The organism is Sphaerimonospora mesophila (assembly GCF_001417795.1).
In the GTDB taxonomy this organism is placed as follows: Bacteria; Actinomycetota; Actinomycetes; order Streptosporangiales; family Streptosporangiaceae; genus Sphaerimonospora; species Sphaerimonospora mesophila.
Window position 1 is genome coordinate 44,080 of record NZ_BCBX01000048.1, and the last position, 15,770, is coordinate 59,849.

18 protein-coding genes and 1 pseudogene are annotated in these 15,770 nt (G+C 70.6%); 14 read left to right on the top strand and 5 right to left on the bottom strand.

The window, feature by feature from the left end:
* Window positions 1-32 precede the first annotated feature (32 nt).
* Window positions 33-956 (bottom strand): type I pantothenate kinase, encoded by a 924-nt coding sequence (coaA, locus tag AP234_RS28345; protein ID WP_055482890.1) that lies wholly within the window; start codon window positions 954-956, stop codon window positions 33-35.
* Between the two features lie 190 nt (window positions 957-1,146).
* On the opposite strand from coaA, the gene AP234_RS28350 reads away from it, so the two are divergent.
* The 5 genes from AP234_RS28350 to tsaE are packed head-to-tail and all read left to right on the top strand — an operon-like array spanning window position 1,147 to window position 5,870.
* Window positions 1,147-1,500: a holo-ACP synthase gene (locus AP234_RS28350; protein WP_055482811.1), complete on the top strand. Its 354-nt coding sequence runs from the start codon at window positions 1,147-1,149 to the stop codon at window positions 1,498-1,500.
* Between the two features lie 53 nt (window positions 1,501-1,553).
* On the top strand, window positions 1,554-3,083 hold the full coding sequence (locus AP234_RS28355; RefSeq protein WP_055482891.1) for a bifunctional ADP-dependent NAD(P)H-hydrate dehydratase/NAD(P)H-hydrate epimerase: 1,530 nt from the start codon (window positions 1,554-1,556) through the stop codon (window positions 3,081-3,083).
* A 40-nt stretch (window positions 3,084-3,123) separates the two neighbouring features.
* The gene (alr, locus tag AP234_RS28360) at window positions 3,124-4,284 is read left to right on the top strand and encodes an alanine racemase (protein ID WP_235558419.1); all 1,161 of its coding nucleotides are present in this window, start codon (window positions 3,124-3,126) and stop codon (window positions 4,282-4,284) included.
* Window positions 4,285-4,308: 24 nt separating this feature from the next.
* Window positions 4,309-5,361 (top strand): alpha/beta fold hydrolase, encoded by a 1,053-nt coding sequence (locus AP234_RS28365; protein ID WP_055482812.1) that lies wholly within the window; start codon window positions 4,309-4,311, stop codon window positions 5,359-5,361.
* Window positions 5,358-5,870 (top strand): tRNA (adenosine(37)-N6)-threonylcarbamoyltransferase complex ATPase subunit type 1 TsaE, encoded by a 513-nt coding sequence (tsaE, locus tag AP234_RS28370; RefSeq protein WP_055482813.1) that lies wholly within the window; start codon window positions 5,358-5,360, stop codon window positions 5,868-5,870. The genes AP234_RS28365 and tsaE overlap by 4 nt, the downstream gene beginning before the upstream one ends.
* 31 nt (window positions 5,871-5,901) lie before the next feature.
* Here tsaE and AP234_RS39695 read toward each other — a convergent pair.
* Both AP234_RS39695 and AP234_RS28375 read right to left on the bottom strand, forming a co-directional pair.
* Window positions 5,902-6,018 (bottom strand): annotated as a pseudogene (locus AP234_RS39695) (IS982 family transposase); the annotation flags it as partial.
* A gap of 161 nt (window positions 6,019-6,179) precedes the next feature.
* Window positions 6,180-6,692: a hypothetical protein gene (locus AP234_RS28375; protein ID WP_152990656.1), complete on the bottom strand. Its 513-nt coding sequence runs from the start codon at window positions 6,690-6,692 to the stop codon at window positions 6,180-6,182.
* Window positions 6,693-7,258: 566 nt separating this feature from the next.
* Here AP234_RS28375 and AP234_RS28380 point away from each other — a divergent pair.
* The 5 genes from AP234_RS28380 (at window position 7,259) to tsaD (ending at window position 10,830) form a co-directional block, all read left to right on the top strand.
* Complete coding sequence (locus tag AP234_RS28380; protein WP_055482815.1) at window positions 7,259-7,939, top strand: hypothetical protein; 681 nt, start codon at window positions 7,259-7,261, stop codon at window positions 7,937-7,939.
* A gap of 2 nt (window positions 7,940-7,941) precedes the next feature.
* Window positions 7,942-8,505: a class F sortase gene (locus tag AP234_RS28385; RefSeq protein WP_055482816.1), complete on the top strand. Its 564-nt coding sequence runs from the start codon at window positions 7,942-7,944 to the stop codon at window positions 8,503-8,505.
* A gap of 37 nt (window positions 8,506-8,542) precedes the next feature.
* Window positions 8,543-9,277: a tRNA (adenosine(37)-N6)-threonylcarbamoyltransferase complex dimerization subunit type 1 TsaB gene (gene tsaB, locus AP234_RS28390; protein WP_055482817.1), complete on the top strand. Its 735-nt coding sequence runs from the start codon at window positions 8,543-8,545 to the stop codon at window positions 9,275-9,277.
* 73 nt (window positions 9,278-9,350) lie between these two features.
* The gene (gene rimI / locus AP234_RS28395; RefSeq protein ID WP_055482893.1) at window positions 9,351-9,806 is read left to right on the top strand and encodes a ribosomal protein S18-alanine N-acetyltransferase; all 456 of its coding nucleotides are present in this window, start codon (window positions 9,351-9,353) and stop codon (window positions 9,804-9,806) included.
* Window positions 9,793-10,830, top strand: coding sequence for a tRNA (adenosine(37)-N6)-threonylcarbamoyltransferase complex transferase subunit TsaD (gene tsaD / locus AP234_RS28400; protein ID WP_055482818.1), 1,038 nt, complete (start codon window positions 9,793-9,795; stop codon window positions 10,828-10,830). The genes rimI and tsaD overlap by 14 nt, the downstream gene beginning before the upstream one ends.
* Window positions 10,831-10,870: 40 nt before the next feature.
* Here the strand turns inward: tsaD and AP234_RS28405 are convergent, their stop codons facing one another.
* Window positions 10,871-12,076 carry a THUMP-like domain-containing protein gene (locus tag AP234_RS28405; protein ID WP_055482819.1) on the bottom strand — a complete coding sequence of 402 codons (1,206 nt, stop codon included), beginning with the start codon at window positions 12,074-12,076 and terminating at the stop codon, window positions 10,871-10,873.
* A 222-nt stretch (window positions 12,077-12,298) separates the two neighbouring features.
* On the opposite strand from AP234_RS28405, the gene groES reads away from it, so the two are divergent.
* From groES to AP234_RS28425, 4 genes are all read left to right on the top strand, one after another.
* On the top strand, window positions 12,299-12,610 hold the full coding sequence (gene groES, locus AP234_RS28410) for a co-chaperone GroES (RefSeq protein WP_055482820.1): 312 nt from the start codon (window positions 12,299-12,301) through the stop codon (window positions 12,608-12,610).
* A gap of 65 nt (window positions 12,611-12,675) precedes the next feature.
* The gene (gene groL, locus AP234_RS28415; protein ID WP_055482821.1) at window positions 12,676-14,301 is read left to right on the top strand and encodes a chaperonin GroEL; all 1,626 of its coding nucleotides are present in this window, start codon (window positions 12,676-12,678) and stop codon (window positions 14,299-14,301) included.
* Window positions 14,302-14,586: 285 nt separating this feature from the next.
* Window positions 14,587-15,213 (top strand): sigma-70 family RNA polymerase sigma factor, encoded by a 627-nt coding sequence (locus tag AP234_RS28420; protein WP_152990660.1) that lies wholly within the window; start codon window positions 14,587-14,589, stop codon window positions 15,211-15,213.
* Entirely contained in the window at window positions 15,210-15,395 is a 186-nt protein-coding gene (locus tag AP234_RS28425) for a hypothetical protein (RefSeq protein ID WP_055482822.1), read from the top strand. The genes AP234_RS28420 and AP234_RS28425 overlap by 4 nt, the downstream gene beginning before the upstream one ends.
* Here AP234_RS28425 and AP234_RS28430 read toward each other — a convergent pair.
* Window positions 15,356-15,733, bottom strand: coding sequence for a DUF5319 domain-containing protein (locus AP234_RS28430; RefSeq protein ID WP_055482823.1), 378 nt, complete (start codon window positions 15,731-15,733; stop codon window positions 15,356-15,358). The genes AP234_RS28425 and AP234_RS28430 overlap by 40 nt on opposite strands.
* Between the last annotated feature and the right edge of the window lie 37 nt (window positions 15,734-15,770).

Here is a 15,770-nt window from a genome sequence, read left to right on the forward strand (position 1 = left end):
CGGACCCGGCGCGCGGCCTCCGCGGGGCGCGTTTATGTACGGCGGAGCCGTACGTGACGGACGGAGTGGTCGGGCCCCTTCCTGAGGATCAGGCCGGCCCGGCCGCGGGTGGGCGCGATGTTCTCGATCAGGTTGCGCTCGTTGATGTCGCGCCACACGTTCTCGGCGAACGAGGTCGCCTCCTCGTGGGAGAGCGCCGCGATGTGGTTGAAGTACGACTTGGGGTCGGCGAAGGCCGTACGGCGCAGCTTGTGGAAGCGGTCGACGTACCAGTTCCTGATGTCCTCGACCCGGGCGTCCACGTAGATGGAGAAGTCGAAGTAGTCGCACACGGCGAGCGAGGCAGGCGGCGCCGGCTGCAGGACGTTGAGGCCCTCCACGATGAGGATGTCGGGACGGCGCACCGTCTGCACCGCGCCGGGCACGATGTCGTACTCCAGGTGGCTGTAGACCGGTGCGTCGACCGCCGGGTTACCCGCCTTGACGGCGGCGACGAAGCGCACCAGCGCGCGCCTGTCGTAGCTCTCGGGGAAGCCTTTGCGGTGCATGATCCCGCGCTCCTCCAGCACCTTGTTCGGGTAGAGGAAGCTGTCGGTGGTGATCAGGTCGACCCGCGGATGCTCGGGCCAGCGGGCCAGCAGCGTGTGCAGGAGACGGGCCGTGGTCGACTTGCCGACCGCGACGCTCCCCGCGATGCCCAGCACGTACGGCAGCGGCGAGGCGGACTCGCCCAGGAACGCCCCGACGGCCGCACTGCGCTGCCGGGAGCCGGTGAAGTGCAGGTTGAGCAGCCGGGTGAGCGGCAGATAGATGTCGGTCACCTCGGCGAGGTCGATCGGATCGTCGACGCCGCGCAACTCGGCCAGCTCCACCTCGGTCAGCGTGAGCGGCGTGTTCTTCCGGCGGTCACGCCACTGCTCTCGGCTGAGTTCGACGTATGCGTCCCCATCTGCCACGTCGGCCAAGCGTACCCACGGCCTCCCGGTCCGCCGCCGGAGGGTGCGCGCGTGCCGTATGCACAGCCTGTGGACGAAAATCGATGGATTACTTCGGCGCGGGAAGGGGAATGATCCTCCTCCTGGCCGGGCTCTCCGCGTCGGTCTCCCATGCCGCCGTTTCCCGGTCTTCCCGGCGTACGCTGGCCGCGTGATCGTGGGCATCGGGGTGGACGTGGTGGACGTGGCCCGCTTCGCCGCCGCGCTGGAGCGCACGCCCGCTCTGCGCGGCCGCCTGTTCACCGAGGCGGAGCGCGAGCTCGCGGTGCCGTCCCTGGCCGCGCGGTTCGCCGCCAAGGAGGCGGTCGCCAAGGCGCTCGGCGCACCGCCCGGGTTGAGCCACCTCGACGCCGAGATCGTCACAGGCGAGTACGGCAGGCCGGCGCTGCGGATCACCGGCCGGGCGGCCGAGGTGGCCGACGGCCTCGGCGTCACCCGATGGCACGTGTCCCTGTCCCACGACGGCGGGGTGGCCATCGCATACGTGATCGCCGAGTCCATGTGACGGTCGTCCACAGGGTGATCGCGATCTCGCATGCGGGCGGCTACCGTCGGATCATGCGGACCGCCTACACCTCAGATCAGATCCGTACGGCCGAGCAGGCGCTGATGGCGAAGCTGCCCGAGGGCACGCTGATGGGGCGTGCCGCCGCCGGTCTCGCCGTCGTCTGCGCCGGGCTGCTCACCGGGGTCAGCGGCCGGGTGTACGGCTCCCACGTCGTCCTCCTCGTCGGCAGCGGGGACAACGGCGGTGACGCGTTGTACGCCGGAGCCCGGCTGGCCCGTCGTGGGGCCCGGGTGACGGCTGTGCTCGCCGGGTCGCGCGCGCACGAGAGCGGCCTGGCCGCGCTGCTGGCGGTCGGCGGCCGGGTGATCGACCTGCGCGGTCTGAGCGGCGAGGAGGAGATCCTCGGATCGATCCGGGTTCGCAGATCGATCCGGGTCGCCGATCTCGTCGTGGACGGCCTCGTCGGCATCGGGGGCGGCGGAGCGCTGCGCGAGCCGTACGCCACGCTGGCCGAGATGACCGCGCAGGCCCCCGGCCTGGTCGTCGCGGTGGACGTGCCGAGCGGGGTCGACGCGAGCACCGGGCGGGTGGACGGCGCGGCGGTGCGGGCCCACGTGACCGTGACCTTCGGCGCCTACAAGAACGGCCTGCTCGTCGACCCGGGGGCGGGGTTCGCCGGAGCCGTGGAGTTCGTGGACATCGGCCTCGGGCCGCACCTCCCGGACCCCGACGTCGCAGCGCCGACCGACGAGGACGTGGCCGACCTGCTGCCCCGGCCGGGCGCCGAGAGCGACAAATACCGGCGCGGGGTCGTCGGCATCGCGGCGGGCAGCGATCTGTACACGGGTGCGGCCGTGCTCGCGGTCGGCGGAGCCGTACGGGCCGGGGCCGGCCTGGTCCGCTTCGCGGGTGCGGCCGAGCCGGTGCGGCAGGTCAGGGCCCGCTGGCCGGAGGCGGTCACCACGGTCATCGCCGATCCCCTCGCGGGAGACCCCATCGAGGCGGTCGGGCGGGTGCAGGCGTGGGTGCTCGGCCCGGGCCTGGGGACCGGTCCCGAGGCGCACGCGGTGGCCCGTGCCGTGCTGTCCACCCGGGTCCCGGTGCTCGTGGACGCCGACGGGCTGACGCTGATCGCCCGCGATCGGACGCTGCTGCGCCGGGACGCCCCCACCCTGATCACTCCGCATGCCGGCGAGCTGTCCCGTCTGCTCGGCGTGCCGAGGGAGCGGATCGAGGCGCGGCGGCTGGAGCACGTCCGGCGCGCCGCCGTCGAGCTGGGCGTGACCGTGCTGCTCAAGGGGTCGACCACGCTGGTCGCCGAGGAGGACCGGCCCGTGCGGGTCAACACAACGGGCACGCCGTGGCTGGCCACCGGCGGCACCGGCGACGTGCTGGCGGGCATCGCCGGGGCGTTGCTGGCGGGCGGGCTCGGCTGTTATGACGCCGCCTCCTGCGCCGCGCACGTCCACGGACTGGCGGCGCGCCTCGCCGTCCATGGCGATCAGATGGGGCGCGGCGAGGCCCCGATCGCCGCTCTCGACGTGGCTCAGGCGCTCCCAGAGGCGTTGCGCACACTGTGATGGGTCCCGTTCAGTCCGGCCGACCTGCCAGACTGGGAAAGTGAACGTTTCGACAACGCGCCTGGTCACCCATGCCGAAGCACGGGTCGATCTGGGCGCGGTACGGCATAACCTCGGGGTCCTGGCCGAGCACGCCGGGCCGGCGGAGATGATGGCGATCGTCAAGTCCGACGGCTACGGCCACGGCGCCGCCGCGGTCGCGGCGGCCTGCCTCGAGGCGGGCGTCTCCCGGCTCGGCACCGCCCTCCTCCCCGAGGCCCTGGCGCTGCGCGAGGCCGGTGTCACCGCGCCGATCCTCGCGTGGCTCATCACTCCCGGAGAACCGCTCGACGAGGCGGCGCTGCGGGACATCGAACTGTCGGCGGGGGCCCCCTGGGCGATCGACGAGATCTCCGCCGCCGCCCGCCGTACGGGCCGCCCGGTGCGCGTGCATCTCAAGGTGGACACCGGGATGTCCCGGGGCGGGGCGTCGCCCGCCGACTGGCCCTCACTGGTCAAGCAGGCGCTCGCCGTACAGGCGGAGGGCGCCATGGAGATCGTCGGCATCTGGTCGCACTTCGCCTGTGCGGACATGCCCGATCACCCGTCCAACCACCGGCAGCTCGCGGTCTTCGACGAGGCGCTCGCCGTCGCGGACAAACTGGGCGTGTCCAGCGGCGTGATCCGGCATATCGCCAACTCGGCGGCGACCGTGACGCTTCCGCAGGCCAGGTACGACATGGTCCGCCCCGGCCTGGCGACGTACGGCCTCAGCCCGGTCCCCGATCAGGGCGATTTCGGACTCCGCCCGGCCATGACCCTCACCGCGCGGCTGGCGAACGTGAAGCGGGTGCCCGCCGGCTCGGGTATTTCCTACGGTCATCTGTACGTCACGGAGCGTGAGACCACGCTTGGTCTCGTTCCGCTCGGGTATGCGGACGGCATTATGCGATCTGGTACAAATCGGGTCGAAGTGCTGGCGGCTGGGAAGCGCCGGCGGGTCGCCGGCCGGGTGTGCATGGACCAGTTCGTCATCGACCTCGGCGACGACGCGGCCGAGGCCGGAGACGAGGTGATCCTGTTCGGGCCCGGGGACAACGGCGAGCCGAGATGTCAAGACTGGGCGGATTCCCTGGGCACGATCACCTATGAGATCGTGACGAGGATCGGATCCCGCGTGCCCCGCGTCCACTTGGCCGGGGTTCACTCGGCCGGACGCTGAGCCGCGGTTGCGAGGAGGGCAGGTATGGGCACACGTCGTAAGGTCGGGATCGCTGGCGCGGTCGTCGGTGCGGCTTCGGCCGGCGCGGCGGTGGCCACCCTCGCCAAGCGGTACGCCGTCGGGCGGATCCGGCTGCGGCCCGACCCGGAGGCGAGCGAGCCCTTCGGTGAGCTGCGGGGCCGTCCGGTGACGCTGACGACCTCCGACGGGGTGTTGATCCAGGCCGAGGTCGACGGCGTCGAGGACGCCCCGCTCACGGTCGTCCTCTGCCACGGCTACTGCCTGTCCTCGGACTCCTGGCACTACCAGCGGCGCGATCTGCGCGACACCCATCGGCTGGTCCTGTGGGACCAGCGATGTCACGGCACCTCGGCCCGGGCGCAGGCGGACGACTGCACGATCGACCGGCTCGGCGAGGATCTCGCCCTCGTCCTGGAGGAACTGGTCCCCGGACCGTGCGTGCTGGTCGGCCACTCGATGGGCGGCATGACCATCATGGCGCTCGCGGAACGGCGGCCCGAGCTGTTCGGCGACAAGGTACGCGGGGTGTCGCTCATCTCGACCTCGGCCGGAAAGCTGGCCGAGGTCACGCTGGGCCTGCCCGCCCTGGTGTCCAAGGTGGTGCACATCGCCATCCCGTCGGCCGTCTCGGTCATGCGCCGTCGCGGGGAACTGGTCGACCGGGGCCGCGAGGCCGGGACCGACCTGTCCTTCCTCGCGCTGCGCCACCTCGCCTTCGGCGACGCGAAGAACGTGAGCCCCACCCTGGTGGACTTCGTCGAGTCGATGATCCGGGCGACCCCCTCCGAGGTGATCGCCGACTTCTATCCCGCGCTCATGTCGCATGACAAGCTGACCGCGCTCGACGTGCTGAACAAGGTGCCGACCGCGATCATCGTAGGCGAGCGCGACTGGCTCACTCCGGTCGATCACAGCCGGGCGATCGCGGCGGCCGTACCGACCGCGCGGCTCACCACCGTGCCGGACACATCTCACATGGTTCAGCTCGAACGGCCGGACCTCGTCAACGAGGCGCTGCGCGAGCTGCTGAAGCGAGCAGAACGGGGGAACGAATGACCGACATGTCGGCGTCCCTGGAGTTCCGGGCGGCGACCGCCGAGGAGACACGGGAGCTGGGTGCGCGGATCGCCACCCTCCTCGGCCCCGGCGATCTCGTCGTGCTCACCGGCCCGCTCGGCGCGGGCAAGACCACGCTCGTGCAGGGCCTCGCCGAGGGGCTGAAGGTACGCGGTCCGATCACGTCGCCGACCTTCGTGATCGCCCGGGTCCACCCGTCGCTGTCCGGCGGCCCGGCGCTTGTGCACGTGGACGCCTACCGGATCGGCGGCGCGCTGGAGGTCGACGACCTCGACCTCGACGCCTCGCTGGACGAGTCCGTCACCGTCGTCGAATGGGGTGAGGGTCTGGTCGAGGGGCTGTCGGACGACCGCCTGGAGATCCTCATCGAACGCGCCGAAGGCGACGAGCACCCCGTGGAAGGGCATTCCGCCGACGCCGAGGAGCGGATGATCCGGCTCACCCCCGTCGGCCCCCGCTGGGCCACCACCTCCCTCACCCACCCGTGATCCTGCAGCAGGAAGGCAAGTTGGGCTTTCGGCCGCCCGGCGTGCGTCCGGTGTGACGTTCCAGGTCAAGCCGGCCCTTGAAGGTCTGGTCGATCGACTCGATGATCTGTCGCAACGGCTTGAACAACGCTGATCCGGCCCGTTCGGGTGGAAGGTCGCCATGGCCCGCGGGGTGGCGCCGGGCAAGCGTCGATGAGCTTACGAGCCGCAAAATCAGCCGCTACGTCACAGTTTGACCTTCCGTTCTGCTGGCGCACAGGTCATCGAGGTCGCTGATCGGTTTCGGCGGCGTGCTGCACACCGTAAGACTCAACAGACGTCGCCGGGAATGCGATACAGGACGCGCGGCGTCGCGAACCAGTTCCGGTCGAGGAACCGCCCCGTGATTCGCCCCGCCAAGATCAAGAAACTCTCCACCGTCTGTTGGAAGCCGACGTCCCAGCCCACTTCCAGATCTCGCGTATACTCCTGGAACTCTTCGATCACCCCCAGCGTGCCTATGAACTTCCCATCGAAGTAATAGAGCATTCCTTCATTGCCGAGCTCGTAGATGCCGGCCATATGCTTATGGGTGAAAATACGCCTGCCGGCCGCACTCGCCTCCTTGTCGAATGAGAGACTTCCGCTCATGGCAACCGCGACAGACCAGACCGACGAGTGTGCTCCGATCCAGAGCAGATTGTCCTGTGTGTCATCCCCGACCCGGGCGAAAGCCGCATCGAGATCACAAGGAATGGCGGAATCCGGATCCGCCCGGAAGCATTCGGCGGCCCGACCGGTGTCAGGCACGTCGATCCAGGCCACATCGAACCAGCTGTTCAAGCCGTGTTCCTCCAGGAGATCCCACTGGCTCTCCGTAGGCATCTCTCGTGACATGTCCATCACATCTCGCTCCTTCGATTTATCTTCAAAGCGTCTCCGCGCCGCTGTGTGACACATGATGGAGCCGATTGGGTGGCGCGGCAGTGGACATGCAATCATCTCCACCCCGCCGACACCTCCTTTGGTTCACGCGAACGGATGCTCATCGCCAAACGGCTCATCCCCGACATCACCCGCCCACTGGTCGCCCTCGCGGTGACGGCCACCAGTTGGCGAGAGCGTGACGACATCGAGCAGGTCCTGATCTGGGCGCTCTGACACATTGGTCCGGCGCATCCTGGGTGTGGATGCCGACCTGGCTCGCAACCTGCCGACCTCCGGTCCGTGCACACCACGTGCACGCGATGGGTACCCGAGAAGCCTCCGGCGCGCCTGCCTCCACCCTCCACCTGCTCCTCCCGCATCTGAGAGGGGGCGATCGGGCAGCGGCCGAAAAAGAAGATCTTTGGACATGAATTGGCATAGATTTTCTGGGTAAGGGACCCGGCGTGGGAGGGGTGGGGCCGATGGGCAGGGTCACGCGGGGCGCCGCGGCGGGGATCATCCTCCTCGGCGCGATCGGATGTACGGCCCAGGCCGAATCCGCCGCTCCCGGCGCACAATCCGCCTCGCCCACGTCGGCGGAGCCGCCGCGGAGCTCCCGGCAGGACATCCGTGTCACCGTGGAGCCGAAACGGATCGTGGCCGGTTCCGGCAAGACCATCCACATCACCGCGGCGTGCCCCCTGCCACAGGGCGGTCCCGAATACCGCGCGACCGCGAGGTCGGACGCCTTCACGGGGCTGGTCACGCTGGTGCCGCCGGCGAGACGGTCGGGGGAACCGGCCACCACACCCACCGCCGCGACCGTCGTGCCCGAGCTGCGCGGCAGCGCGGTGATCAGGGAGAACGCCAAGCCGGGCGGCTACCGGGTGCAGGTGCGCTGCGAGGCCACCAACGACATCGGTGAGGCCCGGTTCCGTGTCGTCGAGCCCAAGCCCGAGCCGACCAAGACGAAGAACTACCCCACCAGGGCGCCGCACGCGGGCGGCGGCGGCATGGCGGCGGGCGGCCCGGAGGGTGGTTCCACCCTGCCCGTGGGCGTGGCCGTCGCCGCGCTGCTGGCCGCCGCCGGTGTCGGGATCGGTGTGGTGCGCAGGCGGGCCGTGTCCGACCGGCGCGGGGTGTCCCGGCCGCCGGGGATCTGACGTTGGCGGTCCCCACCCGGTGGGTGGTCGTGGCGGGCATCGTCACCGGGTTCGCGATGTTCGTGCTGGGCGGCCCCCATGACGACACGGAGAGCGCGGCCCCGCCCCGGCGGGCGTCGTCCGTCGTGCCCGAGCGGATCGACATCCCGGCGCTGAAGATCCGGGCCCCGCTGATGAAGCTGGGCCTGACCGACGAGGGCGATGTCGAGCTGCCGCCGTTCGACCGGCCGTCCACCGCGGGCTGGTACACGGGCAGTGCCGTACCGGGCGATCCCGGAGCATCGGTGATCATCGGACATGTCGACACCAAGGCGGCGCCCGCCGTGTTCTTCCGCCTGCGCGATCTGCGGGCCGGCGCCGTGGTTAAGGTGCTGCGCAGCGACGGCAGGACCGTGTCGTACCGGGTCGACTCGGTCGAGCGCGTGCCCAAGGAGCGGTTCCCCGCCGAGCGGGTCTACACGGAGGACGGCCTGCGGCTGGTCACCTGCGGCGGTGATTTCGACTGGTCGCGGCACGAATACCGGGACAACGTCATCGTCTACGCGTCCCCGGCCGACTCCGCCTGACTCCGCCGGACTCCCGGAGCGACTACGCTTGGCTGTCGTGCTTGTCTTGGCCTTCGACACCGCAACCCCTGCCGTCACCGCCGCCCTGCACGACGGCGATCGCGTGGTGGCCGAGTCGACCACGGTCGACGCGCGACGCCACGGCGAGCTGCTCGCGCCCGCGATCGAGCAGGTCCTGCGGGAGTCCCGAGTACGACTCCGAGACGTCACCGCGATCGTCGCGGGGACCGGGCCCGGGCCGTACACGGGACTGCGGGTCGGCCTCATGACCGCCACGGCGCTCGCCTCGACGATCGGGGCGCCGGCGTTCGGGGTGTGCACGCTCGACGCGATCGCGTACGCGACCGGGCGGACCGGAGAGATCACCGGGCCGTTCCTGGTCGCCACCGACGCGCGGCGCAAGGAGGTCTTCTGGGCGAGGTACGGCGACGCCGTGACCCGCCTGGACGGACCGTGCGTCGACCGGCCGCACGACCTCCCGCCGGACCTGCCCGTGGTCGGGGCCGGCGCCCGCCTGTACGCGGAGACGATCGGCGCCGACCGGGTCGTGGGCCCCGAGCATCCGTCGGCCGGTGCGCTGGCGGCTCTCGCGGCCGAGCGGCTCGCGGGGCTGACGCCCGAGGAGGCCGCCGGGCTCGCCGATATGCCGGAGGGTCGCATCGACTCGGTGGAGAAGGCGCGTGAGCTGGGCGTGCTCGGCGCGCCCAGACCGATCTACCTGCGCAGGCCGGACGCCCAGGTGCCCGGCGCGCCCAAGCGGGTGACGGCGTGAACGTGGTGGACCCGTGACCGAAGGCACCTCGCAGCGGGACGGCGCGGCCGGGCAGGCCGTCGTCCTGCGCCAGATGGGCATGGCCGACCTGCCCGCGGTCATGGAGATCGAGCGCGCCACGTTCCCCGCCGACGCGTGGAGCGAGGCGATGATGCGCGGCGAGCTGCGGGAACAGCCGCGCACCCGGCACTACGTGGTCGCGGAGACGGGCGGCGAGATCGTCGGGTACGCCGGGCTCGCCGCTGCGGCGGATCAGGCCGACGTCCAGACGATCGCGGTCGCGGCCGGGCACCGACGCTCCGGCATCGGGGCCGCGCTGATGAACGCGCTGCTGGCGGAGGCCGTACGACGCGGCGCGAGGTCGGTGTTCCTGGAGGTGCGCGCCGACAACGCCCCCGCCCAGGCGATGTACGAGCGGTTCGGCTTCGAGCCGCTCGGGCTGCGGCGACGCTACTACGACGACGGGACGGATGCGATAACGATGGTGAAGGAGCTGGATCGAACGGGGGAGCGCCATGAGCGTGACTGACGAGCCGATCGTCTTGGGGATCGAGACCTCCTGCGACGAGACCGGCGTCGGCATCGTCCGCGGTCACACGCTGCTGGCCAATACGATCGCCTCCAGCATGGAGGAGCACGCCCGGTTCGGCGGTGTGGTCCCGGAGGTGGCCTCGCGCGCCCACCTGGAGGCCATGGCGCCCACGGTGGAGGGCGCGCTCGCGGCGGCCGGGTTGCGGCTGTCCGACGTCGACGCGATCGCGGTCACCGCCGGGCCCGGCCTGGCGGGCGCCCTGCTGGTCGGGGTCGCCGCCGCCAAGGCGTACGCCCTGGGCCTCGGCGTCCCGCTCTACGGGGTCAACCACCTCGCCGCGCACGTGGCCGTCGACCAGCTCGAACACGGTCCGCTGCCCAAGCCGTCGATCGCGCTGCTGGTCTCCGGCGGCCACTCCTCGCTGCTGCTGGTGCCCGATGTGGCCCAGGACGTGGTCTCGCTGGGCTCCACCGTGGACGACGCGGCCGGCGAGGCGTTCGACAAGGTCGCCCGCGTGCTGGGTCTGCCGTTCCCCGGTGGTCCGTACATCGACCGGGCCGCCCGCGAGGGCTCGGGCACGGCCGTCGCGTTCCCCCGGGGCAAGTACGACGACGGCACGCTGGACTTCTCCTTCTCCGGCCTGAAGACGGCGGTGGCCCGGTGGGTGGAGGCCCGTGAGGCGGCCGGGGAGCCCGTGCCGCTCGCCGACGTGGCCGCGTCGTTCCAGGAGGCGGTCGTCGACGTGCTCACCCGCAAGGCGCTGCAGGCCTGCGCGCGTTACGACGTCAAGGATCTGCTGATCGGTGGCGGGGTGGCCGCCAACTCGCGGCTGCGGGTGCTGGCGCAGGAGCGCTGTGAGGCGGCCGGAGTGCGGCTGCGGGTGCCCCGGCCCGGGCTGTGCACGGACAACGGCGCGATGGTCGCCGCGCTCGGCGCGAACCTGGTCGCGGCGGGCGTCACGCCGTCCTCGCTGGACATCCCGGCCGATTCGTCCCTGCCGATCACGACCGTCCACGTCTGAACGGCCGCAGACAGTTCGTCATTCCCGGGGGAGCCGGGACTCAGCACGGCCCGGCCGTACGGCAGAGCAGGGCGTACGGCCGGTCGCCGATCCGGGTCAGCGCGACGACCGCCGAATTCGCACCGGAGAGCCGGAGGTCTTTGCGCAGCCGCTCTATGTCGACAGCGGAGCCCCGTTTCTTGATGGTGACGTTTCCCACATCTCGTTCCCGGAGCGCCGCGCGCAGCCGTTTGAGCGAGAAGGGCATGACCTCGGTGATCTCGTAGCATGCCGCCCATTCGGTCGCGACGGCGTGATCACCGGTTATGTAGGCGATTCGCGGGTCGAGCAGGTGCCCTTTGACGATTTCGGCGACCTCCGCCACCAGGTGGGCCCGGACCGCGGCTCCGTCGGGCTCGTAGAGGTAGCGGCCCACCGGCCCGGCGACGGCCTCGGCGCCGTTGGGCGTCAGCGTCGCCCCCGAGGGCAGCAGCGTCGCCCGGCGGCGGCCCGGCTCCATCCCGGCGCATCCGGTCCCGGCCCAGATCGCGGCCTCCTTCACCTCCCCCTTGTAGGAGACCCACTCGGCCTCGGCGCCGTCCGGGATGAATTCGTACGGGATGCCCGGGGCGACCTTCACGCAGGCGGCGCGGGACCGCGCGACCAGTTCGAGCACGGCCGGCCAGGCGGGGGAGTAGGCCATCGGGTCGAAGGTGCGTCCCCTGGCGCTGCGCCTGGCCGGATCGGCGAACACCAGGTCATATCCGGAGGGATCGCACTCGGCGGCATCGGCCGTACGGACCCGGACCGGAGCGGGCAGGCCGAGCGCGGCCGCGTTGGCGCGGGCGACCTCGGCGGTGAGCGGGTCGAGGTCCACCGCGTCCACCGGGCAGCCGGCGCGGGCGAGCGCCACGAGGTCGCCGCCGATGCCGCAGCACACGTCGAGCACCCTCGGCGCGGCGCCGAACGCCGGGCCGGACCCGGTGACCCGGCCAGCGCGGTGCGCGGCCACCTCGGCGCGGGTGGCCTGTTCGAGACCGTGCGGGGTGAAGTACATGACGGCCGCGTCCGCGCCGAACTTGGCCTCGGCCCGGCGGCGCAGCGTCGCCTGGGTGAGCGCGGCCGAGGTCAGCGCGGGTGAATACGCTTTGCGGAGGGTGGTGACCGCGGCGACCGGCTCGGCGCCTGCGGCCACGAGGTCCACGGCCTCGGCCAGGGCTCTGCGCCCGTCCGGCGCCAGCAGCTCGCGAAACGCGTCGAGGTCCACGCCTCCCGACGCTACCGCCGATGGCGGCTTGCCGGGCACGCCCCCCACCTGACCTGCGAAGCGGGTTCGTGTTGACTGTCACGTCGCACTTGCATACTGTTTCGTGTTGGCACTCGCCTATGGAGAGTGCCAATAGCGACGAGACTGGTCTGACACCCGCGACGGCAGGCCGCTGGTCGCCTCTTCAGCTCATTCATCGCAATCTGAAGGGGAGGTCCGATCGTGACGACCGCCACCAAGGTTCCCGTTAAGCCGCTTGGCGACCGCATCGTGGTCCAGCCGCTTGAGGCCGAGCAGACCACCGCCTCCGGCCTGGTCATCCCGGACACCGCCAAGGAGAAGCCGCAGGAGGGCAAGGTCCTCGCGGTGGGCCCGGGCAACTGGGACGAGGACGGCGAGAAGCGGATCCCGCTCGACGTCAAGGAGGGCGACGTCGTCCTCTACAGCAAGTACGGCGGCACCGAGGTCAAGTACGGCGGCGAGGAGTACCTGGTGCTTTCCGCTCGCGACGTGCTCGCCATCATCGAGAAGTAAGCCGCGTACGGCATGCGGAGCCCCGGGACTCGTGCCCGGGGCTCGCTGCTCAGAAGGAGACGTGAATGCCCAAGATCCTGGAGTTCGAAGAGGACGCGCGGCGCGCTCTCGAGCGAGGCGTGAACGCCCTCGCCGACGCGGTCAAGGTGACGCTCGGCCCGCGCGGCCGCAACGTGGTCATCGACAAGAAGTTCGGCGCTCCCACCATCACCAACGACGGTGTGACGATCGCCCGTGAGGTCGAGCTCGACAAGCCGTACGAGAACCTCGGCGCGCAGCTCGCCAAGGAAGTCGCGACCAAGACCAACGACATCGCCGGCGACGGCACCACCACGGCGACCGTGCTCGCCCAGGCGATGGTCCGCGAGGGGCTGCGCAACGTCGCGGCCGGCGCCGCACCGCTGGCGCTCAAGCGCGGCATCGAGGTCGCGGCCAAGACCGTGAGCGAGCGGCTGCTCGACAGCGCCCGCCACGTCGAGGACAAGAAGGAGATCGCGAATGTGGCGACGATCTCCGCTCAGGACGCCAAGATCGGTGAGCTGATCGCCGAGGCGTTCGACAAGGTGGGCAAGGACGGTGTCATCACCGTCGAGGAGTCCAACGCGATGGGCCTCGAGCTGGAGTTCACCGAGGGCCTCCAGTTCGACAAGGGCTACCTGTCGCACTACATGGTGACCGACCCCGAGCGCATGGAGGCGGTGCTCGAGGAGCCGTACGTCCTGATCCACCAGGGCAAGATCTCCTCGATCGCCGACTTCCTGCCGCTGCTGGAGAAGGTCGCCCAGACCAAGCGGCAGCTGCTGGTCATCGCCGAGGACGTCGAGGGCGAGGCCCTCGCGGTCCTGGTGACCAACAAGATCCGCGGCACCTTCACCTCGGTCGCGGTCAAGGCGCCCGGCTTCGGTGACCGGCGCAAGGCCATGCTGCAGGACATCGCGATCCTCACCGGCGGCCAGGTCGTCAGCGAGGAGGTCGGCCTCAAGCTGGAGCACGTCGGCCTCGAGGTGCTCGGCACGGCCCGCCGCATCGTCGTCAACAAGGACAACACCACGATCGTCGACGGCGCCGGTGAGGCCCAGGCGATCGAGGACCGGGTCCGCGAGATCAAGCTGGCGATCGAGCAGTCGGACTCCGACTGGGACCGCGAGAAGCTGCAGGAGCGGCTGGCGAAGCTCGCCGGCGGCGTCTGCGTGCTGCGGGTCGGCGCCGCCACCGAGGTGGAGCTGAAGGAGAAGAAGCACCGCCTCGAGGACGCGATCTCCGCGACCCGCGCCGCGATCGAGGAGGGCATCGTCTCCGGCGGTGGCTCCGCGCTGGTGCACGTGTCCAAGGAGCTGGACGACCTGGGCCTGTCCGGCGACGAGGCGACGGGTGTCGGCATCGTGCGCAAGGCGCTGCTCGAGCCCGCCCGCTGGATCGCCGAGAACGCGGGCATGGAGGGGTACGTCGTCGTCTCCAAGATCTCCGCGCTCAACGCCGGTGAGGGTCTCAACGCCGCGACGGGTGAGTACGGCGACCTGGTGGCCCAGGGCGTCATCGACCCCGTCAAGGTGACCCGGTCGGCCGTGCAGAACGCCGCGTCCATCGCCGGCATGCTGCTGACGACCGAGGCGCTCGTCGTGGACAAGCCCGAGGAGGAGGCCCCCGCCGCCGCCGGTGGGCACGGCCACGGCCACGGTCACGGCCACTAGACCCGTTCCGGGTCGTGCGTCGCACAACCGAATCCGGGGCCGAAGTGCTCCTTTGACCACCGAATTCGCGGTCTGTCGACGTGAATCGAGTACGGCTCCCGCCTTCCGAGGCGGGAGCCGTGCTTTTTCCATGCTCCGCCCCGTCGGAATATCCAGTGATTAGGGGCAAAGTGTTGGAATGTTCCAATGTTCGGTGACCGGCTGATTACCCCTGGTTATCGACGCGTCAATGTGACCAATCCGTAGCCGTTAACCATGACGACATCGACGATCGTGGCGGGCATCATGCCTAACGTGACCGAGGGACGCGTCGCCGACGCCGCAACTGGGGTAAGGCTTGCGACGAGATCGGATGAGTCCGACCTCAGGGAACTGACGAGCCTCGCCGTACAGGGAGATCGCGCCGCGATCGAGTCTTTGCTGGGACATCTGCGCCCGATGGTTGTTCGTTACTGCCGGGCCAGGCTCGGCAGGGTCTCGGGGCATTACCACATCGCGGACGACGTCGCCCAGGAGGTGTGCATCGCCGTGCTGTCGGCGCTGCCCCGCTACCGCGACATGGGGCGTCCGTTCGCGTCGTTCGTGTTCGGGATCGCCTCGCACAAGGTCGCGGACGCGCTGCGCAGCTCGGTCCGCTCGGCCGTACCGACCCAGGATCTGCCGGACGGGCCCGACGAGAGGCCGGGGCCGGAGGAGACCGTGGTGCGCTACATCGAGGCGCAGCACGCGCGGGCCCTGCTGTCGCGGCTTCCGGCGAACCAGCGGGAGCTGCTGATCCTGCGGGTGGTGTCGGGGCTCTCGGCCGAGGAGACGGGTAATGTACTCGGCATGTCAGCAGGTGCCGTCCGGGTTGCCCAGCATCGCGCTCTCGCCAGATTGCGGCAGCTCGCCGAGCTGGAGTCGATTGCGTGACCGCCCACGTGGAGGACGACGCGGCCGACGTCGTCCTCGACGCGCTAGCCCGCCGTGAGATCGTGGAGTGGGCGGCCGACCCGGCCGTCCGGCTGCTCGCCGCGCTCGTGGCCGACGTCGACGACGTGGGTGACGTGAACGACTACCGGCTCTCCTCCGTGTCGATCACGCCGTCCACGTAGCCCCTCGCGTACTCCCAGCTCACATAGTCGGTCGGATCGGGCTGGTAGGCCGGTTCGTGCACCTGGGGCCGGCCGTTGTCGATCATCTGTCGCAGGTTGCCGCGGAGCAGATCCCAGTCGAAGTAATGCTGGTCGCCGCACTCCGGACAATCGAGAACCAGGCCGAGCACACCCTGAGGTTCCAGCAGGGATCGGAAGACCTCCACGTCGGCCAGGTCGGTCAGCGCCTCATCGCGCTCGGCAAGGGTCAGTGGCTCGGGGTCGTCCGGCGCTCCGAGCTCCCCTGCGGGGTCGTTGGGGTCGTCCGCGAAAGGATCGCGGGGGACGTCTTCCAGCACGCATCCCACCCTATGGCTACGACCGACTCAGTGGGGG